Origin of the sequence: Micromonospora sp. NPDC005257, from assembly GCF_042872445.1 — a bacterium.
Lineage (GTDB): Bacteria > Actinomycetota > Actinomycetes > Mycobacteriales > Micromonosporaceae > Micromonospora.
In genome coordinates this window covers 230,911-257,004 of sequence record NZ_JBIAKL010000009.1, presented here as the reverse complement: position 1 = coordinate 257,004, position 26,094 = coordinate 230,911, and the positions used below count along the sequence as shown (strand labels likewise).

Annotated in this window: 25 protein-coding genes and 1 riboswitch; of the genes, 12 read left to right on the top strand and 13 right to left on the bottom strand. The window is 74.1% G+C overall.

Annotated elements, in window-relative coordinates:
* Positions 1 to 155: 155 nt before the first annotated feature.
* Entirely contained in the window at positions 156 to 1,325 is a 1,170-nt protein-coding gene (locus tag ACFYO8_RS20625) for an MFS transporter (RefSeq protein WP_355094574.1), read from the bottom strand.
* A 162-nt stretch (positions 1,326 to 1,487) separates the two neighbouring features.
* Here ACFYO8_RS20625 and ACFYO8_RS20620 point away from each other — a divergent pair, with 162 nt between their 5' ends.
* Entirely contained in the window at positions 1,488 to 2,381 is an 894-nt protein-coding gene (locus tag ACFYO8_RS20620; RefSeq protein ID WP_387257407.1) for a substrate-binding domain-containing protein, read from the top strand.
* Here the strand turns inward: ACFYO8_RS20620 and thrC are convergent.
* Entirely contained in the window at positions 2,335 to 3,624 is a 1,290-nt protein-coding gene (gene thrC / locus ACFYO8_RS20615) for a threonine synthase (protein WP_354868660.1), read from the bottom strand. The two genes, ACFYO8_RS20620 and thrC, sit on opposite strands and share 47 nt — an antisense overlap.
* Positions 3,625 to 3,636: 12 nt before the next feature.
* Positions 3,637 to 3,769, bottom strand: a riboswitch (SAM riboswitch).
* 130 nt (positions 3,770 to 3,899) lie between these two features.
* On the bottom strand, positions 3,900 to 4,481 hold the full coding sequence (locus ACFYO8_RS20610; protein WP_355094576.1) for a hypothetical protein: 582 nt from the start codon (positions 4,479 to 4,481) through the stop codon (positions 3,900 to 3,902).
* Positions 4,482 to 4,487: 6 nt separating this feature from the next.
* Here ACFYO8_RS20610 and ACFYO8_RS20605 point away from each other — a divergent pair, with 6 nt between their 5' ends.
* Both ACFYO8_RS20605 and ACFYO8_RS20600 read left to right on the top strand, forming a co-directional pair.
* Complete coding sequence (locus ACFYO8_RS20605; RefSeq protein ID WP_355094578.1) at positions 4,488 to 4,625, top strand: hypothetical protein; 138 nt, start codon at positions 4,488 to 4,490, stop codon at positions 4,623 to 4,625.
* A gap of 7 nt (positions 4,626 to 4,632) precedes the next feature.
* Entirely contained in the window at positions 4,633 to 5,313 is a 681-nt protein-coding gene (locus ACFYO8_RS20600; RefSeq protein ID WP_354868669.1) for a DUF4232 domain-containing protein, read from the top strand.
* A gap of 56 nt (positions 5,314 to 5,369) precedes the next feature.
* On the opposite strand, the gene ACFYO8_RS20595 is transcribed toward ACFYO8_RS20600, so the two are convergent.
* From ACFYO8_RS20595 to ACFYO8_RS20585, 3 genes are all read right to left on the bottom strand, one after another.
* Positions 5,370 to 5,819 (bottom strand): DoxX family protein, encoded by a 450-nt coding sequence (locus tag ACFYO8_RS20595; protein WP_354868672.1) that lies wholly within the window; start codon positions 5,817 to 5,819, stop codon positions 5,370 to 5,372.
* Between the two features lie 149 nt (positions 5,820 to 5,968).
* A complete protein-coding gene (locus ACFYO8_RS20590; RefSeq protein ID WP_355015070.1) occupies positions 5,969 to 6,931 on the bottom strand; it encodes an ABC transporter permease subunit in 963 nt (320 codons plus the stop codon).
* Positions 6,931 to 9,795 carry an alpha/beta fold hydrolase gene (locus ACFYO8_RS20585; RefSeq protein WP_355015071.1) on the bottom strand — a complete coding sequence of 955 codons (2,865 nt, stop codon included), beginning with the start codon at positions 9,793 to 9,795 and terminating at the stop codon, positions 6,931 to 6,933. The genes ACFYO8_RS20590 and ACFYO8_RS20585 overlap by 1 nt, the downstream gene beginning before the upstream one ends.
* A gap of 374 nt (positions 9,796 to 10,169) precedes the next feature.
* On the opposite strand from ACFYO8_RS20585, the gene ACFYO8_RS20580 reads away from it, so the two are divergent.
* The 7 genes from ACFYO8_RS20580 to ACFYO8_RS20550 are packed head-to-tail and all read left to right on the top strand — an operon-like array spanning position 10,170 to position 18,705.
* Entirely contained in the window at positions 10,170 to 11,330 is a 1,161-nt protein-coding gene (locus ACFYO8_RS20580; protein ID WP_355096593.1) for a hypothetical protein, read from the top strand.
* A complete protein-coding gene (locus ACFYO8_RS20575; protein WP_354868684.1) occupies positions 11,317 to 14,241 on the top strand; it encodes a nitrate- and nitrite sensing domain-containing protein in 2,925 nt (974 codons plus the stop codon). The genes ACFYO8_RS20580 and ACFYO8_RS20575 overlap by 14 nt, the downstream gene beginning before the upstream one ends.
* A complete protein-coding gene (locus tag ACFYO8_RS20570; RefSeq protein ID WP_354868687.1) occupies positions 14,238 to 14,702 on the top strand; it encodes a roadblock/LC7 domain-containing protein in 465 nt (154 codons plus the stop codon). The genes ACFYO8_RS20575 and ACFYO8_RS20570 overlap by 4 nt, the downstream gene beginning before the upstream one ends.
* Positions 14,699 to 15,148, top strand: a complete 450-nt coding sequence (locus ACFYO8_RS20565) for a DUF742 domain-containing protein (RefSeq protein ID WP_354868689.1) — start codon at positions 14,699 to 14,701, stop codon at positions 15,146 to 15,148. Before ACFYO8_RS20570 ends, ACFYO8_RS20565 begins: the two co-directional genes overlap by 4 nt.
* Positions 15,126 to 15,887, top strand: a complete 762-nt coding sequence (locus tag ACFYO8_RS20560) for an ATP/GTP-binding protein (protein WP_354868690.1) — start codon at positions 15,126 to 15,128, stop codon at positions 15,885 to 15,887. The genes ACFYO8_RS20565 and ACFYO8_RS20560 overlap by 23 nt, the downstream gene beginning before the upstream one ends.
* Positions 15,888 to 15,932: 45 nt before the next feature.
* A complete protein-coding gene (locus ACFYO8_RS20555; protein WP_354868692.1) occupies positions 15,933 to 16,439 on the top strand; it encodes a hypothetical protein in 507 nt (168 codons plus the stop codon).
* Between the two features lie 25 nt (positions 16,440 to 16,464).
* The gene (locus tag ACFYO8_RS20550; RefSeq protein ID WP_355096490.1) at positions 16,465 to 18,705 is read left to right on the top strand and encodes an AAA family ATPase; all 2,241 of its coding nucleotides are present in this window, start codon (positions 16,465 to 16,467) and stop codon (positions 18,703 to 18,705) included.
* Between the two features lie 27 nt (positions 18,706 to 18,732).
* On the opposite strand, the gene ACFYO8_RS20545 is transcribed toward ACFYO8_RS20550, so the two are convergent.
* The 3 genes from ACFYO8_RS20545 to ACFYO8_RS20535 form a co-directional block, all read right to left on the bottom strand.
* Positions 18,733 to 19,767: an SRPBCC family protein gene (locus ACFYO8_RS20545; protein ID WP_354868695.1), complete on the bottom strand. Its 1,035-nt coding sequence runs from the start codon at positions 19,765 to 19,767 to the stop codon at positions 18,733 to 18,735.
* Between the two features lie 3 nt (positions 19,768 to 19,770).
* Entirely contained in the window at positions 19,771 to 20,217 is a 447-nt protein-coding gene (locus ACFYO8_RS20540; protein ID WP_354868697.1) for a hypothetical protein, read from the bottom strand.
* A gap of 139 nt (positions 20,218 to 20,356) precedes the next feature.
* Positions 20,357 to 20,866, bottom strand: coding sequence for a GNAT family N-acetyltransferase (locus ACFYO8_RS20535; protein WP_354868700.1), 510 nt, complete (start codon positions 20,864 to 20,866; stop codon positions 20,357 to 20,359).
* Between the two features lie 308 nt (positions 20,867 to 21,174).
* On the opposite strand from ACFYO8_RS20535, the gene ACFYO8_RS20530 reads away from it, so the two are divergent.
* Positions 21,175 to 21,387, top strand: a complete 213-nt coding sequence (locus ACFYO8_RS20530; RefSeq protein WP_013288875.1) for a hypothetical protein — start codon at positions 21,175 to 21,177, stop codon at positions 21,385 to 21,387.
* 6 nt (positions 21,388 to 21,393) lie between these two features.
* On the opposite strand, the gene ACFYO8_RS20525 is transcribed toward ACFYO8_RS20530, so the two are convergent.
* The 4 genes from ACFYO8_RS20525 to ACFYO8_RS20510 form a co-directional block, all read right to left on the bottom strand.
* Positions 21,394 to 21,927: a DUF3263 domain-containing protein gene (locus ACFYO8_RS20525; RefSeq protein ID WP_355096984.1), complete on the bottom strand. Its 534-nt coding sequence runs from the start codon at positions 21,925 to 21,927 to the stop codon at positions 21,394 to 21,396.
* A gap of 139 nt (positions 21,928 to 22,066) precedes the next feature.
* Positions 22,067 to 23,080, bottom strand: coding sequence for an ABC transporter permease subunit (locus ACFYO8_RS20520; RefSeq protein WP_355015078.1), 1,014 nt, complete (start codon positions 23,078 to 23,080; stop codon positions 22,067 to 22,069).
* Positions 23,077 to 24,075: an ATP-binding cassette domain-containing protein gene (locus ACFYO8_RS20515; protein WP_354868707.1), complete on the bottom strand. Its 999-nt coding sequence runs from the start codon at positions 24,073 to 24,075 to the stop codon at positions 23,077 to 23,079. Before ACFYO8_RS20515 ends, ACFYO8_RS20520 begins: the two co-directional genes overlap by 4 nt.
* Positions 24,076 to 24,171: 96 nt before the next feature.
* Entirely contained in the window at positions 24,172 to 24,957 is a 786-nt protein-coding gene (locus ACFYO8_RS20510; RefSeq protein WP_354868709.1) for a DeoR/GlpR family DNA-binding transcription regulator, read from the bottom strand.
* A gap of 197 nt (positions 24,958 to 25,154) precedes the next feature.
* On the opposite strand from ACFYO8_RS20510, the gene ACFYO8_RS20505 reads away from it, so the two are divergent.
* Positions 25,155 to 26,084: a sugar isomerase gene (locus ACFYO8_RS20505; protein ID WP_354868711.1), complete on the top strand. Its 930-nt coding sequence runs from the start codon at positions 25,155 to 25,157 to the stop codon at positions 26,082 to 26,084.
* The last annotated feature ends 10 nt before the right edge of the window (positions 26,085 to 26,094 follow it).

The window sequence follows — 26,094 nt, the reverse complement described above, 5'->3', positions numbered from 1 at the left end:
TCGGGAGGGACGTCCACACAACGCCTCCGGCGTTGGGTCGCGAGAACTTGAAAATTCTCCGGCGGATGCCCTCCCGCACGAAGCATCTTGCGCCGTCCGGTTCCTGTCGTCAAGTCCCGCTCGGTGGATTTCTCGCACTCACCGCACATCGCCGGTTACCCACCGATCTTGTCCGATCCCCCGTCCGGGCGAGCCGCGACTGACCGAACACCCGAGGGGAGGGCGCGTAGTCCGGCCCACAGCAGGAGGGCACCGCCCCCGATCAGCACCGGTTCGACCACGAAGCCGGCGGCCAGTCCACGCTGGTCCGCCAGGCTACCGAGCAGGTAGGGCGACGCGGCGGCGAGCACGCCGAGGATCAACTGCGTACGGGCGTTGGCCCGGTCCTCCTGCCCCTGGGCGGTGCCGAGGGTGAGCGCGAGCGCGAGCGGGTAGAGGTTGGCGATCCCCAGCCCGGACAGGAACAGCGCGCCGATGGCGAGGGCCGGCCGGCCGGTCACCCAGAACAGCACGACACCGACGAACGTCGTCGCCAGGGAGACGTACAGGAGGGTGACGCTGCGGCCCGGGCGTCGGGTGACCCGTGCGCCGATCAGGCGCCCGACCAGGATGCCGAGGAGGTTGCTGCTCAGCGCCGTGCCGGCGGCGGCTGCGGACAATCCGATGTCCAGGAGCAGTTGCGGTCCGAAGTACACCAGGCAGAACTCGACTGCCGAACTCACCGCGGTCAGCACGGCGAACAGCCAGCAGGCCACCGGCAACCGTCCGGCTCCGCCGACGGCCCGGCGCCCGGTCGCCGGCGGCAGAGGTTGACGCCGGTAGCCCAGGTAGAGCGCTACCAGGACGACCGCCGGCAGCGCGAAGGTGACACGCCAGCCCAACGCCAGGGCCACCGCCCCGCCGAGGACCAGCGGGGCGAGGACCGCGGAGGCGCCGGCGCCGACGTTGGCCTCGGTCAGCGCCCGGTCCCGCCGGTTTCCGTGCCGGTCGGACAGGATTGCCTGGACCACCGCGAGCAGCATCGTGCCCGCCGTGCCGAAGACACCGGCACCGATCAGGGTGGCCGGCACCCCGCCACCGAGGGTGAACGCCGCCGCGCCGACGGCGGTGGCCACTGCCGACCCCCACAGCAGCGCGCCGCGTGCGAGGTGGCGCGCGGCCCATCCGAATGCGGCACCGGCAAGCGCCGCGCCGCCGGACCAGAACACCTGATACAGCCCGAGCACCGAGTAGGAGAAGCCCAACTCGGCGCGCAACAGCGTCACTGCCGGGGTGAAGGCGTACAGCCAGAACGTGAAGCAGGCCAGGACCGCGTAGGACAGCACGGTCGGTGCGTCCCGGACGAACGTGTCCGGCGCGGTGGCGCGGACAGGGTTTCCGCCGCGACCGCCGCGAGGGTCCGCGCCGCGGCGGGCAGGTTGGGCTATCCAGGGCCGCATCCGGCCGCCCGCTCCCTGCGGACCGGCCGGGCGGGCACGGTCGGTGTGGTGCTCGGCGAACGGTTGACCTACGCCTTCGAGGACCCACAGGCCGCGCGCTTTCTCGCTGGCGTCGCCGATGTGTGCGCCGCCGAGGGTGTCGGACTCGCCCTGGTGCCGATCACCGGCGCCCGCACCGACCTCCGGCGGGTCGCGGAGGCCGCCGTGGACGGCTACGTGGTCTGGACCACCAGCGACGACGATCCGGTCCTCGATGCCGTGGCCGGTACCGGCCTGCCCGCCGTGATCCATGCTGGCCCGGAGGGACGGGGAATGCCGGTGGTCGGCATCGACGACCGCGCCGCGGCGGTCGCGATCGGCCGGGTCGCCTTCGCGCGGGCCCGCCGCCCACTCGTGCTCGGCTTTCCACTCGATCGCGGACGCGTCCGCCAACTGCTCAACGGCAACGACAAGACAGAGGCGCGGTTCCCGGTGACCCGCCGCCGGTGGCAGGGCTTCCGCGACGCCTGGACGGAGGCCGGGCGTCCACCGGACCAGCTACGGCTGGCCGTCTGCCCGATCAACCACGGCGCCGAGGGCGAGGCCTTCGTCGGTCAACTGCTGGCCAGCGGCGATCCGCCGGACGCGATCGCCGCGATGAGTGACGAACTCGCCCTCGGCGCGCTGCGCGCCGCCGCCACCGCCGGTCGACGCGTGCCCGAAGATCTCGCGGTGACCGGCTGGGACGACAGCGACGCCGCCGCTCCCAGCGGGCTGACCACCCTGGCACAGTCCCTGCGCGAGCAGGGCGCCTACTGCGCCCGGGTGGCGCTCGGCCTCCCGGTCACGACTCCGACGCGGCGGGAGTGGCATGTCGTGGTGCGCGCCACCAGCCGACCCGCCGAGTGGACGGTCCTCAGGACAGCAGGCCCGCCTCGCGGGCCGCGCGCAGGGACGGCTTGATGCGGTGCGTCGGGCCGACCTGGGTGGCTACCGCGTCGATCGTCTTCAGCCCTTCCCCGGTGTTGAACACCACCGTCTCGACGGCCGGGTCGAGCCGGCCCGACTCCACCAGCTTGCGCAGCACCGCGACGGTCACCCCGCCCGCGGTCTCGGCGAACACACCCGTGGTACGGGCGAGCAACCGGATGCCGGCCCGGATCTCGTCGTCGTCGGCGTACTCCATCCACCCACCGGTACGCCGCACCGCCTCCAGCGCGTACAGGCCGGCCGCCGGGTCGCCGATGTTCAGCGACTTGGCGATGCCGGTGGGCTTGACCGGCGTGATCGTGTCGGTGTCGCCGTGCAGCGCGGTGGCGATCGGGTTGCAGCCGGCCGACTGCGCGCCGAACACCTTCCAGCCACCGGCCGGCGCCTCGACCAGCCCGATCTCGACCAGCTCGGTGAACGCCTTGTCGATCTTGGTGAGCAGCTCGCCGCTGGCCATCGGAATGACCACCTGGGCCGGGATCCGCCAGCCGAGCTGCTCGGCCACCTCGTAGCCGAGCGTCTTGGAGCCCTCGGCGTAGTAGGGCCGCACGTTCACGTTGACGAACGCGGTGTCCTCGAACTCGTCGGTCTCCACCAGCTCGCCGCAGAGCCGGTTCACGTCGTCGTACGAGCCGTCGATGGCGACCAGGTCGCCGCCGTAGACGGCGGTCGTGACGACCTTGCCCTGCTCCAGGTCGCCGGGGATGAAGACGATCGACGGCACGCCCGCCCGCGCCGCGTGCGCGGCGACGGAGTTGGCGAGGTTGCCGGTGGAGGCGCAGGCGTAGCGGGTGAAGCCGAGCGCCCCGGCCGCGGTGAGCGCCACCGAGACGACCCGGTCCTTGAACGAGTGGGTCGGGTTCGCGCTGTCGTCCTTGACCCAGAGCGGCGCGGTGAGCCCCAACTCGGCCGCGAGGTGCGGGGCGGCCACCAGCGGGGTCAGACCCGGGTCGAGCGTGACCCGGGTGGCCGGGTCCTGACCGGCCGGCAGCAGCGCCGCGTACCGCCAGATGTTGTCCGGACCGGCCTCGATCTGCTCGCGGGTGACGGCGGCCAGGGCGGCGCTGTCGTAGTCGACCTCCAGCGGCCCGAAGCACTCGTAACAGGCGTGCTGCGCGGCGAGCGGGTAGCGCGCCGAACAGGCACGGCAGACCAGGGCGCGAGCCGGGCTGAGGGTGGTGTCGATGCCGGTGGCGACGGGAAGCGTCGACGTCATGTCGAGGATTTCCTCTCATCTTTCCCCGCATCGCCGGGTGCGGCGGGGACGGAATTGGCACCTGCCCGCCGTCGCTCGTCGTCGAGCGTGCGGGTGGTTGCCGGGGCGTCGTCGGGCCGTATCCCTCAGCCCCTCTGGATGAGGTATTCAGTTGTGCCGCCGAGTCTATGCGCTGCTCACGGCCGTGCCACCTCGGGATCCCACGCTGTGGGCCGCTCAGCGCCCGACCACCGCGACCGGGTCCGCCACCGCGGGCGGCTCGGGCGCCGTCGTGGTCACCGCTGCCGAGCGAGGACGGCGGCGACCAGCACCGCGTACGCGAGCTGGGGAGCGATCGCGGCGAGGTCGGCGGCGGCCGGCGCGTGCTGGAGCCCGGTGAGGTCGGCGACGGCGCTGGCGGCGAGCATGGCGAGCATGGCGAGCATGCCCGCGACGGCGGTCAGCGTGGTGTAGCGCAGCGCGGACCACTCCGGGAACCGGCTCGCGCCGTGGGTGTAGAAGGCCCAGCCGAGCACGGCGCCGATCATGAGCAGCCCGCCCCAGCCGAACTGGCCCAGTCCGTCGAGCCGGCCGCGAGTGATCACCAGACCGACGCCGACCAGGGCGACGAGCGAGATGCCGAGCAGCGCCGGGCGCGGGCGGACGCCGTCGCGCGCCCAGCGGACGAACTGGGTGACCAGCGGCACGGTGGCCGCGAACAGCGCGATCTGCTGCGGTGCGGCGTGGCCGAGGGCGAGGTTCATCAGCGTGTTGAACCCGGCGAAGCCGAGGGCGCCGAGGAGCACCACCTCGACGCCGCGCCGCTGGGTGGCCAGGGCGGTGACCCCCTCGCGGGCCAGCAGCAGGGCGAGCAGCACCTCAAGGTGCTGCGCGAGGCCGGCATGACCCGCACCCGGGACGCCGGCACCACCCGCTACGTGCGGCTGCGCCGCGAGGAAATGGACCGCATCTACCCGGGCCTGCTCGATGCGGTCCTCGCCGAGCGCGGCGAAGTGGCATGATCGCCGGATGCGGAGACCGGCGCGCCTGATCGGCGCCCTCACCGGCGTGACGCTGATGGCCGCCTGCGCCCCGACGCAGGGGCCCGCGGACGGGAGGCTGCCCGACCCGCCGCCCACGGGCATCGACCCGCTGACCACGGTTCCGCCGCGGCCGGGCGCGCCCACGGCCGACCACACGCCCGCCGCCACCTGCTCCCCGGAGGGCATCGCGATCACCGAGAGCGGGGTGAGCGCCGCGATGGGCCTGCGCGCGATGGGCCTGGAACTGGTCAACTGCGGCGACCGGCCGTACGAGCTGCGCGGCTATCCGGCGGTCACGCTCCGGGACGCCGACGGCGACCCGATCAAGGTGCGGATCATCCCGGGCGCCAAGCCGATCACCTCCGGCTTCGATCACCCGCCCACCCGGATCGTGCTGGCCCCCGGCGAGCGGGCCGGCGCGGCGCTGATCTGGCGGAACCTGGTCACCGACGCGACAGTGGTGGCCACCAACGGCACCGAACTCGACGTCGCCCCGGTGACCGGCAGGCCCGCGTACCCGGTAGCCCTGGACGGGCCGATCGACCTCGGCAACACCGGCCGGCTGGGCGTCAGCGCGTGGAAGCGCCAGAAGCCCGGCCCGGCCACCGGCACGCCCACGCCGGCCGCCCCACCGCCGCCCACGACCCCGCCGGTCAACCCGCTGTAGAACCAGGGTCCGGTACGGGCGCTGCCGTACCGGACCCCCGGCTCGCCGGTGACGGCTCAGGCCGGGACGGAAGCCGTCGGAACCGCGGTGGGCTCGGCGGTGGTGGCGCGACGCCGGGCCAGCAACGCGTCGAGCGCCCAGTTCCCGGGGCCGAGCACTGCCACGAGCAGGAACGACCAGCAGAAGATCGCGGCCAGCTCGCCGCCGTTCTGCATCGGCATCAGGTGGTCCGGCTGGTGCACCACGAAGTACGCGTACGCCATCGAGCCGGAGGCGAGCAGCGCCGCCGGCCGGGTGAACAGGCCGACGAGCACCAGCGCGCCGCACACGAGCTGGATCAGCGCCGCCCACCAGCCGGGCCACGTGGCGAACGGAACGGCCGCGCCGGAGCCCTGGTTGCCGCCGAAGACGCCGAATATCGACGCGGCGCCGTGGCACAGGAACAGCACCCCCACCACCATGCGGAACAGGGACAGGGCCGGGCCGCTGAGCTGGGACGGAATCATGTGGGACCTCCTGGGACGGGCATCTGACAAACCCCAGGATGACGATCACACACATCCATGTGTATCGATTTCTTTGCAGGCGGGACAATTGCTTGGGAACGCTCCCATGATATGGGCGGCAGCGCTCCAGGGATACCCCGCCGGTCACCTCAGCTCGTGACGTCCTTGCGGGTGAAACGCCAGAAGGCCAGGCCCCAGAACAACGTGGCGTAGACGACCGCCGAGAACGCGCCCTTGACCACGTCGTCGGTCTGCATCGGCGTCGACAGCAGGCCCAGCCACGCGCTGCTGTAGTGGGTCGGCAGCAGGTTGCGCAGCCCGCCCAGCGCGGTGATCTGGTCCAGGATGCTGGACAGGATCCACAGCAGCACCGCCCCGCCGACCGCGCCGAGCGCGGCATCGGTGGTCACCGACAGCAGGAACGCCAGCCCGGCCACCACCAGCAGCACCACCGCGAGATAGCCGAGCACCCCGAGCAGCCGCAGCAACCCGTCGGCCGGCGCCAGCTCGGCCGAGACCTGGCTGCTCAGCGGCTTCCAGCCGTACCGCAGGGTGCCGGCCAGCAGCGCGGTGCCGGCGAGCAACAGCAGGGCCAGCCCGGAGTACGCGAGCGCCACGACCAGCTTCACCGCGAGCAACCGGGCCCGGGGCACCGGCACGGCCAGCAGGTAGCGCAGGCTGCCCCAGCTCGCCTCGCTCGCCACCGTGTCACCGCAGAACAGCGCCACCACCACGACCAGCAGGAACGACGCGGACACCAGGATCGAGAACAGGGTGAAGTTGAGCCCGCCCGAGGTGGCCAGGTCGGCCAGGCTGGAGAACTCGCCGCGCCCGCCGCCGTCGTCGTCCCCGGCGTCGAACTGGAACGCCACCAGGATGATCAGCGGCAGCAGCACCATGAACCCCAGCGCGAGCTGGGTACGCCGGCGCGACGCCTGCCGCCGGAACTCCGCGCCAAACGGGAGCGTGGCCGAGGGCCGGTAACCGGCCGCCGCGCCGCCCGCGCCCGGCGCCGGCGTGCCGGACGTGCCGGACGTGCCGGACGTGCCGGACGTGCCGGACGTGCCGGACGTGCCGCCGCCAGGCGACGATGCCACAGACGAACCCGCCATCACCGGTCCCCGCTTCCCCGAGAGTTCTCGCCCACCAGGGCGAGGAACGCGTCCTCCAGGCGGCGCCGGGGCACCACCCGGTCCACCCCGATACCGGCGCGGACCAGTTCGGCCACCACCTCGCTGCGGGCGGTGCCGTTCGTGTCGACCACCAGCCCGCCGTCGTCGTCGGGCAGCACCCGTACGCCGTCGAGCCGGTCGAGCACCGTACGCGCCGCGTCCGGGTCGCTCACCTCGAACAGCACGCTCGGCGACTCGCCGACGATCTCCTCCACCGGGCCGGACGCCACGATCCGCCCCTTGTTCACCACCACCGCGTGCGTGCAGGTCTGCTCCACCTCGGCCAGCAGGTGGCTGGAGACCAGCACCGCCCGTCCGCCGGTGGCGTAGCGCTGGAGCACCCGGCGCATCTCGGCGATCTGCGGCGGGTCCAGCCCGTCCGTCGGCTCGTCCAGCACCAGCAGCTCGGGCAGGCCGAGCATCGCCTGGGCGATGGCCAGCCGCTGCCGCATGCCGTGGCTGTACTTCTTCGTCCGCCGGTGCACCGAGTCGCCCAGGCCGGCGATCTCCAGCGCCTCGTCGAAGTGCGCGTCCTCCCACGGCCGCCCGGTGGCCCGCCAGTACGCCTTGAGGTTGTCCAGGCCGGACAGGTGCGGCAGGAAGCCCGGCCCCTCGACCAGCGCCCCGATCCGGGACAGCACCGGCGAGCCCGGCACCAGCCGGTGACCGAAGACGTAGATCTCCCCGGCGGTGGGCTGGGTCAGCCCCATCAGCACCCGCAGCGTGGTGGTCTTGCCCGCGCCGTTCGGCCCGAGCAGGCCGACCACCTGGCCGGGGTGCACCTCGAAGTCCACATCCGAGACCGCGACGAAGCCGTCCGCGTACTCCTTGCGCAGGTTGCGTACGGCGAGCGGGACGCCCGCGTACTCCGGGTGCACGGAGTCGTCCTGGCGACGGTGCCGGCGGCGGGTGAGCAGCACGACCACGACGAGCCCGAGCACGATCGCGGCGACCAGCCCGGCCAGCGCCCAGCGCCACACGGTGGCCGTGGTGGGGATCGGCGTGGCGTCGACTGTGGGCAGCGTCAGCGGCCCGTCGGCGAGCGCCACCGTGTGCACCGCCGGCTCGGCCGGGGAGGCGTACGCCTGGTCCGACGTCGCCACCACGAGCCGCAGCCGGTGCCCGGCCTCGACCCGCCGGACGATCCCCGGCAGCGTGACGGTGACCGGCGTGGCCGCGTCGACGGTGGCCGGCAGGCCGGTCAGGCGCACCGGCGCGACCAGGCCGGACGGCAGCGTGGCCGCGCCCTGCGGGTCGACGTCGTAGAGCTTCACGAACAGCACCGCCTCGCCGGTCGCGGAGGCGGCCCTGATCCGCACGGTGGGCGCGCCCACCACGTCGACCGGCGCGTCCAGCGGCGCCGACTCGAACCGGGCGTGCTGGCCGGGGATGTCACCGGCGACGCCGTCCAGCAGCGAGCCGAGCGCGCCCGCGAACGGCACCGAGGAGATCGCCGCCGGGTTGCCGTTCGGCGGTACGGCGACCGGCTGGGGCGGGCCGGCGAGCGTCACCTCGCGGCGGTCCTGCCCGGCCAGCCCCGGATAGTCGGCGGTACGGAAGCCGGTCGCCACCAGGCCCCGGTCCAGCGCGTCGAACCCGGCGATCCGGGAGAACGTGAACGTGTCGCCGGGCGCTGCCCCGTCCCCCTTGACGTAGTGGTCGAGCCACTGCGCGGTCAGGAACTTCACCCGGTCCGAGTCGGAGGTGGGGCCGGAGCCGCCGTCGTGGCCGCCGGTGAACCAGGCGACCCGCACCGGCGTGCCGGCGGCGGCGATGCCCCGGGCGTTGGCGTCGGCCTCGGCCAGCGGGAACAGCGTGTCCGCCTCGCCCTGCACCAGCAGCGTCGGCGACTTGATCCGATTCAGCACGCCGGCCGGCGACGACCGGCGCAGCAGCTCGACCGCCGCCGCGTCGGCCCGGCCGGTGGTGGCGATGCGCAGGTACGCGGCGCAGACGTCGGCCGCGAAGCGCCCGCACGCCGGGTCGGCGGCGCCACCCGGCGCGCGACCGGAACCGGTGCCCGGTCCGGCGCCCGGCTGCGGGCTCGGCGGGCCGGCCGACTCGGGAGCGCCCTCCGGCGCGGCGGCGGTGGCGCCGGAGAGCCCGGCCGGGCCGGAGCCAGCGTTCCCGCCGCCGCCGAAGAAGATGCCGGCCCAGCCCTTCTTGAACACACCGTCGGTGGGCTGCCGGCCGCTGCTCTCCGGCAGGAAGGCGCGGGGCAGGTCGTTCCAGGTGATCATCGGGACGATCGCGTCGATCCGCTGGTCCTGCGCGGCCAGCAGCAGGGCGAGGCCGCCGCCGTACGAGCCGCCGACCACACCGACCCGGGGGTCGCCGGCCGCGTCGAGGCGGATGTCCGGACGCTCGGCCAGCCGGTCGAGCAGCCGCTGCGCGTCCCGCACCTCGTAGTCGGGGCTGTCCAGGTGGATCTGGCCGCCGCTGCGCCCGAAGCCGCGGGCGGTCCAGGTGAGCACCGCGTACCCACGGGCGACCAGGTCCTCGGCGTCGGAGCGGACCGAATCCTTGGTGCCACCGAAGCCGTGCGCCAGCAGCACCGCCGGTACCCGCTTCGACGCCGACGCGTCCGCCGGCAGGTAGAGCGTCGTGTCCAGATCGACCGGCTCGTCGCCGGAGGGCCCGGAACGCACCGTCACCAACGTCGACTCGGTCCGGAAGTCCGCGCCCCGCGGCCGGGCCGTCCAGACCAGCGCGGCGGCGACGAGAACGACCACCACCACTGCGGCGACGGTGCGGCGCGGATGGCCGGCCAGGGCGCGCCGGAGCCGCGCGGCGGTTGATCTCATGCGCCACACGGTACGGGCCGGTGGCTGAGCATTCGCTGAGATCCGCCGTACGTCTGTCCGGTTGCACCGTTCGTCGCGCGGCGTCCCTCATCCGCCAAAGGTCCAGAGCATCCCAGCGAGACGTATTCGGATCATGTGAATTCACATCTACCGACGCAAACCATCGCCGATGTCATTTCTCGGCAACACGATCGCACGCTACGTGCCTTTCGCCCTGACACAGGGTCACCCGAAGTGGACTGACGTTAAGCCGACTCATCGGCCGAGGTCACACCCGCGTCCGGTTCGACTAATTTTCCGGTCCGGTGCACGGGACTGCGTACGGCGACCTCCCGGCGCACCGACCGCCCCGCCGTCGCCGGAGGAGACACACCATGACAGTCCCCGCGTCGCGGGTCCGTCGGCGGCCCGCCGTACCGGGCCGTACGCTCGCCCTGGTGCTGGCACTGGCGCTGCTGGCCCCGCTCGGGCTGATCTTCATCCAGGCCGAGCGCGACTACGCCGACGACCACGAGCTGGCCAGCCGGGAACGGCTCGGCGTCCGCTACCTGCGCGCCCTCGGGCCGATCACCGACACCCTGGTGGAGGCCCAGGCCATCGCCGTCGCCGAGGGCACCGTGTCCCGCGCCTCGCTCGCCGCCGCCATCGAGGGCGTCGCGGAGGTGGACAACGCCGTCGGCGACGAGTTGCGCACCCACGAACGCTGGGCCGGGCTGCGGGCCAAGCTGGAGTCGCTGCCCGATCGCGGGATCGGTAACCCCGAGGCGGCGTACCGGGCCTACGGCGAGGCGTCCGACCTGCTGCTGGCCCTCTACGGCAAGGTACGGGAGAGTTCCGGCCTGGTCCGTGACCCCCGCGCCGACTCGTTCTTCCTCCAGGACGGCATCGGCGGCGACCTGCCCACCGCGACGGTGCTGGCCGGACGGCTCGTCGACCTGGGCCGGCTGGCCGCCAAGCGTCCCGCCGACGAACGCGTGCGGACGGGCGCGGAGCTGGCCGAGCTGCGGGTCGCCGCGCTCGGTCCCGCCACCAACCTGGTCGCCGACCTGCGCTCGGCGGTGGACAACTCGGAGAGCACCGACCTGGGCGCCAACGTGCTCACCCCGCTGGACACCTACCAGCGTTCGCTGGAGACGTTCTCGGTCTACTCGGCGCCCGGCGCCGGCCGGTCCGCGCCCGGCACCGACCAGCTCACCCGCGCCGGGCTCAACGCGCAGAACGCCGCCAAGCAGCTCCGTACGGTCATCCTCGACCAGCTCGACGCGCTGCTGCGGGACCGGCTCGACGCCCTCGAACGGGACCGGCTGCTGGGCCGGATCGCCGCCGGGGCGGCGCTGGTGCTCATCGCCGGGATCGTCGCGCTGCAGGTGGCCGCGCTACGCCGGGCCCGCGCGGCCGCGACACGCCGGGAGCCGGCCGAGGCCGCGCCGGCGGTCCACCCGCCGCTCACCGCACCCGAGACCGACCGCCAGCCGGTCGCGGTGGGGCGCGGCATCGACACCGACGGGTGGAGGCCGTTCGATGCTGCTCGGTAGTCTGCGGATCCGGGGCAAGCTCGCCCTGCTGGTGATCATCCCGCTGCTCAGCATGGTCGGGCTGGCCGTACCCGTGGTCATCGACCGGGTGTCCGCCGCCCGGCAGGCCGCCGACACCGCCGAGACCGTCCGCATCGCCAGCCGGGTCGGCAGCCTGGTCCAGGATCTCCAGCAGGAACGCCTGCTCTCGATCGGGCTGCTGCTGCGGCGGGTGAGCCGTACCGAGCTGATCCAGAAGTCGGCCACCGTCGACGACCGGGTCGCCGACCTGCGCGCCGAGCCGCTGCCGGCGCCGGTCCGGGAGAGCCTCGACCAGATACGCCGGCTGGAGGACGTCCGGAACGCCACGCTCGGCGGCCGGGCCACGCCGCAGCAGATCCTGACCGTTTTCGGCGAGGTCGACACCGCCCTGATCGACGCGCTGCGGCTGCCCTTCAAGGTGAACACCGACACCGCGGCCGGACGGCAGGTGCTCGCCCTGGACTCGCTGCTGCGCGTCGACGAGGCCCTGAGCTCGTGCACCACCCAGATCGTGCTGGTCAAGGCGACGGGCGACCCGCTGGTGGCCCGGTCGTTCGTGGCCTGCATGGCGGGGCTCAACGTCGACAACCGGCGGTTCCGCAAGCTGATCACGCCCGAGCAGCTCAAGGTGGCCGAGCTGGACGACGCGGCGGTGGCCGCCCGGACCAGCCCGACGTTCCTGGTGGACAGCCTCCGCGACCCGGACGCGGCGATCGCGCCGGTGCCACTGGACGTGCTGTTCCCCTCGGCTCGCTCGATGATCACGCTGGGCCAGTTCGTGGAGAAGAAGGTCGTCGCGGACGTCATCGCCGAGACCCGCGCCCGGGAACGGGAGGCGCTGACCGCGGCCTGGCTGGTCAGCCTCGCGGCGGCGGCGATCCTGCTCGTCGTGGTGCTGCTGAGCATGACGGTGGCGCGTACGGTGGCCCGGCCGCTGAGCCGGCTCACCCGTTCCGCCGAGCGGGTCGCCCGGGTCACCGAGGCCGAGCTGACCCGGGTCGCCGACGACGAGTCCGAGACCGTCCCCCCGGTACGCCTCGACCCGGTGGAGGTCAGCGCCCGGGACGAGATCGGCGACCTGGCCCGCGCGTTCGACAGGGTGCAGCACACCGCCGCCCGGCTGGTCGAGCGACAGGTCGCCGGCCGGCGCAACGTGGCGCAGATGTTCGGCCACGTCGGCCGGCGTACGCAGAACCTCGTCGGCCGCCAGATCGCGCTCATCGACCGGCTGGAACGGCAGGAGACCGACCCGGGCCGCCTGGAGCACCTCTACCGGCTGGACCACATCTCCAGCCGGTTGCGCCGCAACGCGGGCAGCCTGGTTGTGCTCTCCGGCGCCACCGGCTCGGACGGCCACGTGGCGCCGGTCCCGCTGGCCGACGTGGTCCGGCTCGCGCTCGGCGAGATCGAGGACTACACCCGCGTCGACGTGGAGGTCGCGCCCGGTGTGGCGGCGGCCCCCGCCATCGTCGGCGACCTGGTGCTGACGCTCGCCGAGCTGATGGAGAACGCCACCTCGTTCTCGCCGCCGCACACCCGTGTGGTGGTGACCGGTGAGCTGACCGACGGCGGAGCCCGGCTGGTCGTGGTCGACCACGGCATCGGTCTCACCGAGGACCGGATAGTCGAGGAGAACGCCCGGTTCACCAGGCGGGAACGCCTCGACCTCGCCCCGACCGAGGTGCTCGGCCTGTTCGTGGTCGGCCGGTTGGCCCGCCGGCACGGCTGGCGCGCCCGGCTGAGCCACACCCCCGGTGGTGGCGTCACGGCCGCCCTGGAGATCCCGGCCGCCTCGCTCGTGATCCGCCGCCCCGAGCCGGTCGGCGTCAGCGCCGGCCGGGCCGCCGTGCCCGGCACCCGCGAGCCGGAGCCGCCGACCGTCGAGGTCCCGGCCGGCTTCGACGTCGAGTTGCTGAGCCGGGCCACCCGCAGCATGTCCAGCGGTGACCCGTGGAACGCCTTCGGCAACCAGGACGACGAGGCAGAACCGGCCGAGGGGCCGGGGCAGCCCGTCGGCGGTCCGCCGCCGGTCTGGCCGCCGTCGGCCGTATCGCCGGCCGGCCCGGCCGCGCGTGCCGGGCACGTCGCCCCGCCGACCCCGGTCGTCGGCCCGGCCCCGGCCGCTCCCCCGGCCACCGGGCCGGCGACCGGCCCGACCCGGACCCCGCCGGCCGCCCGCCCGGCCCTGGCGCCGTCCGCCGGGCCGACGCTCGCCCCGCCACCTACCGGCCCGGCCCTGGTCCCGCCGCCCACCGGCCCGGCGCTCGCACCGCAGCACGGTCCCGGGCCCGCACCGCAGCACGGTCCCAGGCCCGCACCGCAGCACGGTCCCAGGCCCGTACCACAGCACCGTCCCGGGCCCGCGCCACAGCACCGGCCGGCGCCCGCGCCGCCGCCGAGTGGCGCCCGCCCGCCGGCACCGGCCGGGTCACCGCCGGCCATGCCGGCGCCGACCGGGCCGAACCCGGTCGGCCCGCCCGCCGGCCGGCCCGGCACCCGGTCGCCGATCCGGCAGCGGGTACCCGGCGCGAACCTGCCGACCGCCCCGCCCGCCGCGCCGGCCGGTCCGGCCACCGGCGGTCCGCTGATCGGCGTGCCGGCGGATCCGTCGAGCGTCCGGGCCCTGGTCGAGGAGTTCCAGGACGGGGTACGGCGGGCCCAGGGCGACGTCGGCGACACACCCCCGGCGGCGGAACGGCCCCGGCTCAGCCGCCGGGTGCCCGGCGCGAACCTGTCCGTCGCGCCGACGCAGTCCGTGCCCCCCACCAGTTCCGACCCCGGCGATCCCGTCGAGGTCCGCAACCGGATCAGCGAGTTCGAGGCGGGCGTCGCCCGTGCTCTGCGCGAAGTCAGTACCGACCGTCGCTACGAAGAGGACCCATCACGGTGACCAGCCCTTACCTCCACGAGAACGTCGAACAGAGCACCACCGGGGACCTCAGTCCCGAGGCGCGCACCTTCAACTGGCTGCTCGACTCGTTCACCTCCAGCACCGCCGGGGTGATGGAGGCGATCGCGGTCTCCTCGGACGGGCTGCTGATGGCCATGTCCGCGATCAAGGACAGGTCCAACGCGGAACGGCTCGCCGCCGTCGTCTCCGGCATGACCAGCCTCGCCGGGGGCGCCGCGAGCTGGTACGCGCTCGGCGCGCTCAACCGGGTGATCGTCGACATGGCCGAGGGGTACCTGCTCATCAGCGCGATCAGCAGCGGCTCGGTACTCGGCGTCGTCGCCGACCGCACCGCCAACCTGGGCACCGTGGCGTACGAGATGACGCTGTTCGCCGGCCGGGCCGGCGGCGCGCTGAGTCCCCGCCTGATCGCCGAGCTGAAGAACGCCGTACAGCAATGATCCCGGGGGCCGCCGGCGCGGACCCGGAGCCGGAACCCGGCATCCGGATCCGCCCCTTCCTGAGCGCGTCCGCTCCGGTGCCGGAGCCGGACGCGGGCGACGGGGAGCCGACCGGCCCACGCCCCTTCGTGCTGACCTCCGGGCGGGTGGACGGCGACCCGGCGATCGGCCTGGAGACCCAGGTCACCGCTCGCCCGGGCAGCACCTCGTGGGCGGTGACCGCCCGGTTGGCCCCGGAACTGGCGGCGATCGTCGCGATCTGTGCCGAGCCCGTCTCGGTGGCAGAGATCTCCGCCCGGACCCGGATGCACTTCGGGGTGACCCGGGTGCTGGTCGGCGACCTTCGCGCCGCCGGCCATCTCGACGTGCACGTCGCGGACGTCGACGACGCCCTCGATCCCGACATCATCCTGCGAGTGATTGATGGACTTCGTGCGATCTCCTGAATGGCCGGCGGCCGCCACGGGCGGGCCGGCCGCGAACAGCGCCCCGGGCCGCTACGGCGGCCCGGCACCGCTGATCGGCCGGGCCACGCCACCCCCGCACAGCATGCCGCTGCCGTACCTGCCGCCGGGTGCGCCGCCGGCCGAACCGGCCCCGATCGTCAGCCGGGTGCCGGCACCCCGGCCGCCGATCCCGGTAAAGATCCTCATCGCCGGCGGCTTCGGGGTCGGCAAGACCACCACCGTCGGCGCGATCTCCGAGATCGCGCCGCTGACCACCGAGGCGGAGATGACCACCGCTGGCATCGGCATCGACGACCCGGGCGGGGTCGCCGGAAAGACCACCACCACCGTCGCCATGGACTTCGGCTGCGTGACGATCGACCGCAGCCTGAAGCTCTACCTCTTCGGCACGCCCGGCCAGGCGCGCTTCGGCTTCATGTGGGACGACCTGTCCCGGGGCGCGCTCGGCGCGCTCGTGGTGGTGGACAGCGCCCGGCTCGACGACTGCTACCCGGCGATCGACTTCTTCGAACGGTCCGGGCTGCCCTTCGCGGTGGGCGTCAACGCCTTCGACGGCCGGCTGGCCCTGGACCTGCCGTCGATCCGCTGGGCGCTGGCGATCGGCGAGCAGGTGCCGCTGGTCCAGTTCGACGCCCGGGACCGCCTCTCGGTACGGGACGCCCTGCTCGTCGTCCTGGACCGCGCGCTGGACCGGGCGACCCGATCCCGGGCAGGCTGAACCGGTAGTCGTTTCGATCCGTTGTCTGGCGAAGGGGTGGACGCCATGAGAGGTGATCTGGACGAGACACTGGCCCGGATGGCACGGCGCGAGGAGGCGATGCGCCGCCGGGCACCGCTGGCCGACGAGCCGGCCGGGACGCCCGAGCGGGACGTGCCGGCGGAGGCGGCGGACGAGCCGGGCGAGGGGCGGGCGGGGCGCGGCGCGTACCGGCTGCGGGGTGGAGACGCGCCGGTGCGGCGTGACCCGGTCGAGGAGGTCGCCGAGGCGGTTCGCCGGGTGGTGGCCGAGCACCCCGGGCTGGCCGTGACGCTGCGCGTGGAACTGGGCGAGCAGGCGTACCCGCTGCGGGTCTCCTGGTCCGGCGCGGCGGTGACGGTGGGACCGGCGACGCCGCCCGCGCCGCCACCGGCCTGGCCGATGTCGGTGAAGACGGTGCCCGCGCCCGGCCACGACTCGCTGGAGTCCGACCCGGCGGCCCGGCTGGCCGAGATGATCCGGCGCGACCCTTCACTGCTGGACGACCGGGGCCCGCGCCGACCCGGCACCTGATGATCGGGGCGGCTACTGTCGGCGGGTGGCCGAACCCGACCTGACCCTGACCGCGACGCTGCGGCCGGCCGCGCTCGACGCCCGCCGCGGCGTGGTGCGCCTGCACCCCGAGGTCCTCACCGCGCTGGCGCTGCGCCCGGGCGATCCGGTACGCCTGACCGGCCGCCGGGTCACGGCCGGCATCGCCGCCGCCGCCGACGCGAGCACCAGCGGCGCCCTGCTGCACGCCGACGACCTGCTGCTGGGCAACCTCGGACTGCGGGCCGGCGGCCAGGTCACGGTGAGCCCGCTACCAGCGACCCCGGCACGCCGGCTCACCCTGTCCGGCCCGGCCGCCGTGATCGCCGCGGTCCCGCCGGAGATGCTGCGGCTCGCGCTGCTGGGCAAGGTGGTCACCGCCGGGGACGACGTCTCGCTGCTGCCGCAGGACGTGCTCCCGGACGCCGCCGTGCGCGGCCTGATCGAGGCCGCGCGGCGCAGTCTCGCCAGTTCCGTCGGGTACGCCTGGACGAGCACGCTGCTCACCGTCGTGTCGGCCGAGCCGGCGGTCGGCGCGCTCGTCACCATGGACACGGTGGTGGGCTGGGAACACGGCCCCGCCACCCGGGGCTCCGGCCCCGCGTCCCCGGCCTCCACCGCTCGGGTCTCCGCGCCCTCGGCCACCCCGGCCGGGACGGGACCCGCCGGTGGCCTGCTCGGCCCGGAGGACGCGCCCGACGTGGACGAGCTGCCCGGCCTGCGCGCCCAGGCCGAGGAGCTGACCGAACTGCTGGACCTGGGCTTCCACCACCGCGAGGTGCTGGGCCGCCTCGGCACCACCGTCTCGCTCGGCGTGCTGGTGGAGGGCCCGGCCGGGTCGGGCAAATCCGCGCTGGTGCGTGCCGTCGCCGCCCGGGTCGGCGCGGGCGTCCGGCCGCTCTGGGCGCCGGAGCTGGCCGCGCTCACCGACGACGCGGCGGCGGGCCGGCTGCGCGAGGCGGCCTCGGCGGTACGCGCCGGTGGCCCCGCCGTGCTGCTGGTCACCGACGTGGAGGCGATCGCCCCGGCCGACGAGCCGGGTCCGCTGGCCACCGTGTTCCGGCAGGTGGCGGCCGAGACGCTGCGCGCCGGCGTGGCGGTGGTGTGCACGACCGGACGCCCCGAGGCGGTGGACCCGGCGCTGCGCGGCCCGGACCTGCTCGCGCTGCGGATCACCGTGCCGCTGCCCGACGCGTCGCTGCGCCGTGAGCAGTTGACGGTGCTGACCCGGGAGGTACCGCTGGCCGGTGACGTCCGGCTGGACGAGGTGGCCGGCCGCACTCCCGGGTTCGTCGCGGCGGACCTGGCGGCGCTGGTCCGCGAGGCCGGGGTACGCGCGGCGCTGCGGCAGAAGACGGCGGAGACGCCGAGCGTGGCGATGGCCGACTTCACCGCCGCGCTGGAGGTGGTCCGGCCGACCACGATGTCCGCCTCCACGTTGGAGCTGGCGTCGGTGACGCTCGACGACGTGGGCGGGCTGCACGAGGTCAAGCAGACGCTCACCGAGTCGGTGCTCTGGCCGCTCACCTACCCGGACACGTTCGCCCGGCTGGGCGTGACGCCGCCGCGCGGCGTGCTGCTCTACGGCCCGCCAGGCTGCGGCAAGACCTATCTGGTGACCGCGCTGGCCGGCTCCGGGCGGGCGAACGTGCTGTCGGTGAAGGGCGCGGAGCTGCTCTCGAAGTGGGTGGGTGAGAGCGAGCGGGCGGTCCGGGAGCTGTTCCGCCGTGCCCGGCAGGCCGCGCCCACGCTCGTCTTCCTGGACGAGGTGGACGCGCTGGCCCCGGTACGCGGGCAGGCCACCGACGGCGGTACGACCGACCGGGTGGTGGCGGCACTGCTGACCGAACTGGACGGGGTGGAGGCACTGCGCAACGTGGTGGTTGTCGGCGCGACCAACCGCCCCGAGCTGGTCGACCCGGCGTTGCTGCGTCCGGGCCGGCTGGAACGCCTGGTCTACGTGCCCCCGCCGGACGGTCCGGCCCGTGCGGAGATCCTGCGTGCGTCCGCGCGGGACGTCCCGCTCGCGCCGGACGTGGACCTCGACGCCCTCGGCGCCGAGCTGGACGGCTTCTCCGCGGCCGACTGCGCCGCGCTGATCCGGGAGGCGGCGCTCGCCGCCATGCGCGAGTCGTTGCACGCGAGCACCGTGACCGCCGCGCACGTCGAGGCGGCCCGGGCCCGCGTCCGGCCCTCCCTGGACCCGGTGCAGCTCGCGCGCCTGGAGTCGTACGCCGCCGGCCGGTAGCGACCGGCCGGCTCGCCGAGCGGCCGGTCAGCTCTCGCCGCGGCGGCGCGCGGCCGGGCGGCGGGGCGGCTCCGGGACACGGCGGCGGCGTCCGGGTTCCCGGCGCCCGCGTGCCGGCCGGTCGCGGGAACGCTCCGCCGCCGACCGGACCGGCTGGCCAGCGTACTCGTCGTCGCCGAAGTCGTTGCCCGCGTCGTAGGCGGCGTACTCGTCGTCGGCCGGCCCGGCGTCGCCTCGCTCCTCCCGGAGCGCGGTCGCGTGGTCCCTGCCCACCCGGGAGTCCTCGATCTCACCGCGCCAGCACTCGACCGCGTCCGGGTCGAGCACGGTCCGGGTCATCACGTGCCGGACGAAGTGCCTCAGCTCCAGCCGGACCCGGCGGCCCTGGGCCCGCCACAGGTTGGCGGTGTGCTCGACGAGGCCGCGCGGGTGGTACTCCAGCACGACCAGGATCCGGGTCAGCTCCGGGGCGACCTCGTGGAAGCTGACGGTGCCGTCGACCGAGCCCTTCTCTCCGGTGGACCGCCAGTGGACGAGCCGGACCGGGATCTGCCGGACGATGGTGGACTGCCGGCTCCGGCGCGACCAGAGCATCCGCGCCGTCCAGGTCATCCTCTCGTCGGCGTCGCAGTCGGCCCGCTCGACCTGCGGCAGGGAACTCGGGAAGTCGCCGAACGTCGTCCACTGGTCGTACGCGACCCGGACCGGGACGCCGACCTCGATGGCCTCGACGATGTTCGTGACCCTGGCCGTACGGCCGCCCTCCCGGCCTCCCCTGCGCACGCCGAGCGCCGTCATCAGCTTCTCCTTACCGCCGGCCAGGCCGGCGTGGAACATCGCCTTGACCGGGGAGGCGCCCTCGGCGAGCCGGTGCGCGCCGGTGGCGGCGGCCACCAGGCCCGGATCGCCGTCGCGCTTCGCGTACTCGCTCAACCGCCCGGTGGCGTCGGTGACCCGGTCGGTGACCACCTGCACGGCCCGCTCACCGAGCGCGGCGGCGAGGTTGCGCAGCTCGGCGCCGATCTGGTCGCGGGCCCGGTCGGCCAGGCTGCTCGTCGCCACGGCTCACCGCCCCCGATCGGCTCGGGCCGGCACCGGCTGGTCGTCCAGCTCCGGCTCCTCATCGGGCGCGGAACGCTCCTTTCCCGGTGCGGCACCTCCGGCGGCCGGCGCGGAACGCTCGCCGGCCGGCCGGTCGGCACCGGTCCTGCGGCGCAACGCGTCGGCGCCCCCGCGCAGTCGTCCGCCGATGGCGTCGATGCCGTTGCCGGCGGCGGCGGTCGCGGCCGCCCGCCCGGCGGCCACCAGCGGCGGGCCCAGCCCACCGAGGTTGCGCAACTGCGGGCTCGCGGCCATCAGGTCCTCGGCGAGCTGCTTCAGGCCCCCGGGGTGCCGGCTGGCCCGCCCGGCGGCGACCGCCGTGGCGAGCGTCAACGCGGTACGCATCTTCTTCCGGCGACCCAGCAGGTAGCCGAACCCGACGGCGAACGCCACCCGTGCTCCGCTTCTCATCCGCTCTCCTTCGCGCTCCCGGGAAGTCGCGGACCCGGAGACGCGGGCTACCCGTCAGACCATCGGAGAAACGTCTCCACACGAGCGCGAGACCGCCCACCGAGGCGGCGTCGAGCAGGAGGAACCCGGATGAGGTGGCTCAGCGGATCGGCAGGGCGGAGTCCAGCGACATCCGGGCGTGCAGCCTTCCGTCTTCGGTACGCAGTTCCGCGCCGCACTTACGCAGCACCGAGATCGCACCCGCGTTGTCCGGCGTGGTGTTCGCGACCACCGTGTGCATCCCGGCCGCGGCGGCGGCGTTCAGCAACTGGCGCAGGGCGGCGACGCCCAGGCCCCGGCCCCGCGCCGACCGGCCGAGCCACATGCCGGTCTCCACGGTTCCCGGCTCGTCCCGGCGGGTCATCCGCACCACGCCGACCACCTCGCCGCCGGAGACGATCGCGTACATGGCCGTGCCGGTGGGGCCGTTCAGCCCGCCGAGGCTGGCGCGGTGGAACTCGCGGAACGCGTCGCGGCGGGCCAGCGACCAGCCCGCCGGGGCGTCCACCGGAGGCATGACGTCATCCGGTTCCGCCTCAGCCGCCGCTACGGAGAGCAACGGTTCCAGGTTCCGTTCGTTCACCGGCTCCAGCCGTACCGCACCCGTCACGTCCGCAGTCTGCCGCCCGCCCGTCCGAGTCGTCCACCGCTTTGGGGAGGGATTGCCGCTACGGCCGACCGCCTCGTCCGGTCGTACCCCCGGGTGTTTCCGCCTCACGCTGCGTTGTCATCCGACCGGTCGTTCCGGGGTGAGCGTGGTCACGGCCGGGGGATCGAACTCGCAGCACACGGCCGAGGCGTCGTCGGTGCGCTTGTGCCGCCGCCGACCCCGATCGCGGCAACCGTGCGTCATCATCTCCGGACCTTCGGTAGCGTCGGGGGTGACGGGGGTCGGTCCCGGTGACAGGGGGGTACGAGATGTTGGAGCGGTTGCACGAGGGTGGCATCCGGGCGGAGCACGCCTACCTCGCCGGATTCGTCAGCATCGGCCTCTCGGTCACGAGCTGGTTCCTCTCCAAGCACATGGAGCGCGCCGGGGTGGCGCGGGCGGACCGCTGGGGCATCTTCATCGGCGAGTGGGCGCCGACGTTCTTCGCCATCGGCAACGGGCTGCGCACGTACGAGAAGTGACGCCTGTCAGCGTCGCCGGTTACGGGCGCGCGACGAACGCAGCCGGCGCAGCCGGCCGATCAGCACCGGCTCGGCGGCGAGCGCGGCCGGGTGGTCGAGCAGGGCGTTGAGCAGCTGGTAGTAGCGGGTCGCGGAGAGCCCGAAGGTGTCCCGGATGGCCTGTTCCTTGGCGCCGGCATGCTTCCACCACTGCGCCTCGAAGGCGAGGATCCGCCGCTCGCGCTCGGTGAGGCCGGCCGGCGCCGCGCCCGCACCGGCCGCAGCGCCCACGTCTGCCGCGTCCGGCCCGGCCTGCTCGACCGGCGCGGCGGACTCGACGGACGATCCGGGCTCGACGGACGATCCGGGCTCGACGGGCGATCCGGGCTCGACCGGTCGTGCGGACTCCGACGGCGCGTCCGGCTTCGGCGGTGCTGTGGACTCGACGGGAGGAGCGGTGCGCGGTGGCGGAACGCTCCCGCCCGCGTGGCGCGTACCCGCTGTGGGCCCCGGCGGGTCGGACCGGTCGACGGCGGCCCGCTGCGAGGCGTCGGCGGACATGGTGCTCCTCTCCGACGGCGGGTGACCGGCGCGCGGAGCGCGCCGGCCGGGGGAGCCCCAGCGTAACCAGGGCCGCCCCCCCCGGCCGCATCGGACGCGGGGTCCGCGCCGCCGGGCGGTGCCGGCGGCGCGGACCAGGTCAGGCGATGTCCCGCCGCCGCATCGTCCAGAACGCGGCCACCACCGCGCCGAGCAGGGCCACGCCGAACACCACAGCCGACTGCTGCCAGGTGACCATGTACGTGGCCGGCTCGCAGGCGCCCTGGGAGAACTGGCAGGTGTCGTAGTCGAACAGCTCCGCCTGCTTCAGGAACCACGACTGGGCGTACGTGGACAGCACGTACCGGTCACCGAACTGGACCCCGAGCACCGCCACCGCGATCCGGATGCCGATCTCACTCACCGCGAAGATGCCCACCGCCGCACCCAGCGCCATCGCGGTGTGCCGGCCGAGCGAGGCCAGCGCGAACCCGAACGCCGCCACGAGGAGCGTCATCGCCAGCGCACGCAGCCCGTCCAGCCCGATCGACTGCCACACTCCGGGGGTCATCTTCGCGGTGCTGCCGCGCTGGCTGGCGATCAGCCAGAACGCCGCCGTCCAGAGGGCGCCGAGCACCACTGTCAGACCGAACACGGTGGCGAGCAGGGCGGCCAGTTTCGTGCCCAGCACGGTCAGCCGTTTCGGCCGCCAGAGCAGCAGGTTCATCATCCCGCCGGTGTTCCACTCGGCGCCCACGAAGGAGGCGCCGACGATGAAGCCGAACAGCGCCACGGAGGCGGCGAACACGGCGATGAAGAGGGGGAACTCGGCCCGGAAGTCGAACTGGTACGGCAGGTTCCACTTCGGGTCGAACATGTCCGGCTGCGGCTGGTAGTCCTTGCCGCAGTTCGGGCCGTACTCCTCCTCGGTCTGCTCGCCGCGGGCCTGAGCAGCCTCACACTCGGTGATCGAACGCTTCCACCGCTCCGTCGCCTGCTGGTACTGGGCCCGGGAGTCGGCCTCCGCCGCCGCCACCACCGTCGGGGAGAGCTTCTCGCTGGAGAAGCTGAACGCGGTCGCGACGGTGGCCAGGCCGAGCACCAGCAGGACCAGCATCAGCCGGGTGACCCGGCGCTTGCCGAGCCGGCGCAGCTCGGTGACGAACAGGCTCATGCGCCCCAACCTCCTGCGGTGACGGTCTGGTCGACCTTCGCGGACTGGTCGACCTGACGGTGCTGACCGGCGATCGGCGCGGTGGCGGTCAGTTCGAGGAAGACGCTCTCCAGGTCGACAGCGACCGGGGTGAGCTCGCTGACGTACAGGCCCTGCTCGGCGAGGAGCCGGCTGACGGTGGCCGGCTTGTCCACGCCGGACAGCATCAGGTGGTCCGGCTCGGCGGCGACGCGGACCCCGGCACGGCTGAGCGCGTCGGCGGCCTGGGGCAGGTCGCTGACCGCCTCCAGGCGTACCCGCACGGCGCCCTGGGAGTGGGCCGCGAGCACCTGGTCGACCGGGCCGAACGCGACCCGGCGGCCGAGCGAGATGATCGTGACCGAGTCGCAGATGAGCTGGATCTCGCCGAGGATGTGGCTGGAGAGCACCACTGTCATCCCGGCCTCGGACAGCTCCCGCATCAGCCCGCGCATCTCCCGGATGCCGCCCGGGTCGAGGCCGTTCGCCGGCTCGTCGAGGATCAGCAGCTTGGGGTTCTTGAGCAGCGCGGAGGCGACCGCCAGCCGCTGCTTCATGCCGAGCGAGTAGGTCTTGACCCGCTCGCCGGCCCGGTCGCGCAGCCCGACCAGCTCCAGCACCTCGTCGACGCGCTGCTTGGGCAGCTCACCGGCCTGAGCGAGCAGGCCCAGGGTGTCGCGGGCGGAGAAGTGCGGGAAGAACTGCGGACTCTCCACGATGGCGCCGACCTGCCCGGCGACCGCCGGAAGCGAGTGCGGCAGCTCCTGGCCGAGAATGGCCATCCGGCCACCGTTCGGCTTGATCAGGCCGAGCAGCGTACGCAGCGTGGTGGTCTTGCCCGAGCCGTTCGGACCGAGGAAGCCGTGCACCTGGCCGGCTTCCACTCGCATGTCGAAGCCGTCGAGCGCGTGGCGGACCCCTCGCTTCCGGCTCCGGTACGTCTTGCGGAGACCTTCGATCTCCAGGACAGCCGACACAGCTGACCTCCCCCGATAAGTAGGCGTCAGCGACACCATACGCGGTATGCATCAGAAGGCAATACCCGGTATGCAGCGTCGGCGTGTCGGGTGAGGTCAGGCGCAGACGACGTGTACGCCGGCGTCGCGGAACGCCGCCACCACCTCCGGGGACGCGCCGGAGTCGGTCACCAGGGTCTCCACGCGGTCCACCGCGCAGATCCGCGCGAACGCGTGCCCGCCGAGCTTCGAGGAATCAGCTATCACCACGACCCGCTTGGCCCGGGCAACCATGAGGCTGTTCATGGCCGCCTCGCCCTCGTGGTGCGCGGCGGCACCCAGCTGCGGGTCGATCGCGTCCACGCCGAGCAGCGCGACGTCGAGCGTGACCTCGCGCAGCAGCGCCCCGCCGAGCGGGCCGACCAGCTCGAACGACTTGGGCCGGACCACGCCGCCGGCCACCACCACCTTCATCCGCGAACGCACCAGCAGTTCGTTGGCGATGTTCAGCGCGTTCGTCACCACGGTGAGCTGGGCGCCCTCGGCGCTGGTGTTGAGATCCGGACGGACCGCCAGCGCCCGGGCCACCTCGGTGCTCGTGGTGCCGCCGTTGAGGCCGACGACGGTGCCCGGCGACACGAGCGCGGCGGCCGCCGCGCCGATCCGCTGCTTCTCGGCCGAGTGCTTAGCGGTCTTGTAGCGCAGCGGCAGGTCGTAGGAGACGCCGTTGGCGACCGCGCCACCCCGGGTACGGGTGATCATCTGCTGCTGGGCGAGCTGGTCGAAGTCACGCCGGATGGTGGCCTGGGAGACATCCAGCCGCTCGGCCGCCTCCTCGACGCTGACCCGGCCGCTGTTGGTCAGCATCTCCAGCAGCGCGTTCCAGCGCGCGTAGCGGTCCACCGCGGGGCCTCCCCAGTTGTGCGTGAACGGTGATCGGTTGCGTGCACACTAGTGCGCGAAAATGGGTCCGCGCAAAACCCTGCGCTGCGCGAACTGGGGGACGGTTGCCACGACCGCAGGGTTTCACGCAGAATGGCGCGCGAAAGGCGGCCGTATCGCGCCGTATTGCGCAAAGTCTCCCCCGGCGAGGAGTTGTCATGGCGTACGTGCACGCGGAGATCGCGAGCCAGCCCGACTGCTGGCGGGAGGCGGCGCGACTCGCCCCGACCGTCGCGGAGCACCTGCCGCGCCCCGGCGAGCGGGTCGCCGTCGTCGGTTGCGGCACGTCGTGGTTCATGGCCATGGCGTACGCCGGGCTGCGCGAGGCCGCCGGCCAGGGCGAGACCGACGCCTTCCAGGCCAGCGAGTTCCCGGCCGGCCGCCACTACGACCGGCTGATCGCGATCACCCGCTCCGGCACCACCACCGAGGTGCTCGACCTGCTCACCGCGCTGCGCGGGCGGATCCCCACCACGGTCCTGGTCGGCGACCCGGACTCGGCCGCCGTCACGCTCGCCGACGCCACAGTCACGCTGCCCTTCGCCGACGAGCGGGCCGTGGTGCAGACCCGCTTCGCCACCACAGCGCTCGCGCTGCTGCGCGCCCACCTCGGCGAGGACCTGGGCCGCCTGGCCGCCGACGCCGAGGTGGCCGTACGCGCCCCGCTGCCGATCGACCCGGCCGGCATCGAGCAGGTCACCTTCCTCGGTCGCGGCTGGACCGTCGGCCTGGCCCAGGAGGCCGCGCTGAAGTGCCGCGAGGCGGCCACGTTCTGGGCCGAGGCGTACCCGGCCATGGACTACCGGCACGGACCGATCTCGGTGGCCGCGCCCGGCCGTCTCGTGTGGGCGCTCGGCGAGATCCCGGACGGCCTGCCGGAGGACGTGGCAGCCACCGGCGCCGCGTTCGTGCACAGCCGCACGCACGGCTGGCGCACGGTGCTGACGAGCTGGTCGGCCGGCCGCAACCCGGTCGACCCGATGGCCGACCTGATCCTGGCCCAGCGGTTCGCGGTAGCGCTCGCCACCAGCCGCGGCCTCGACCCGGACGCGCCCCGCCACCTCACCCGGTCCGTGGTCCTGGCATGAGCGAACGCAC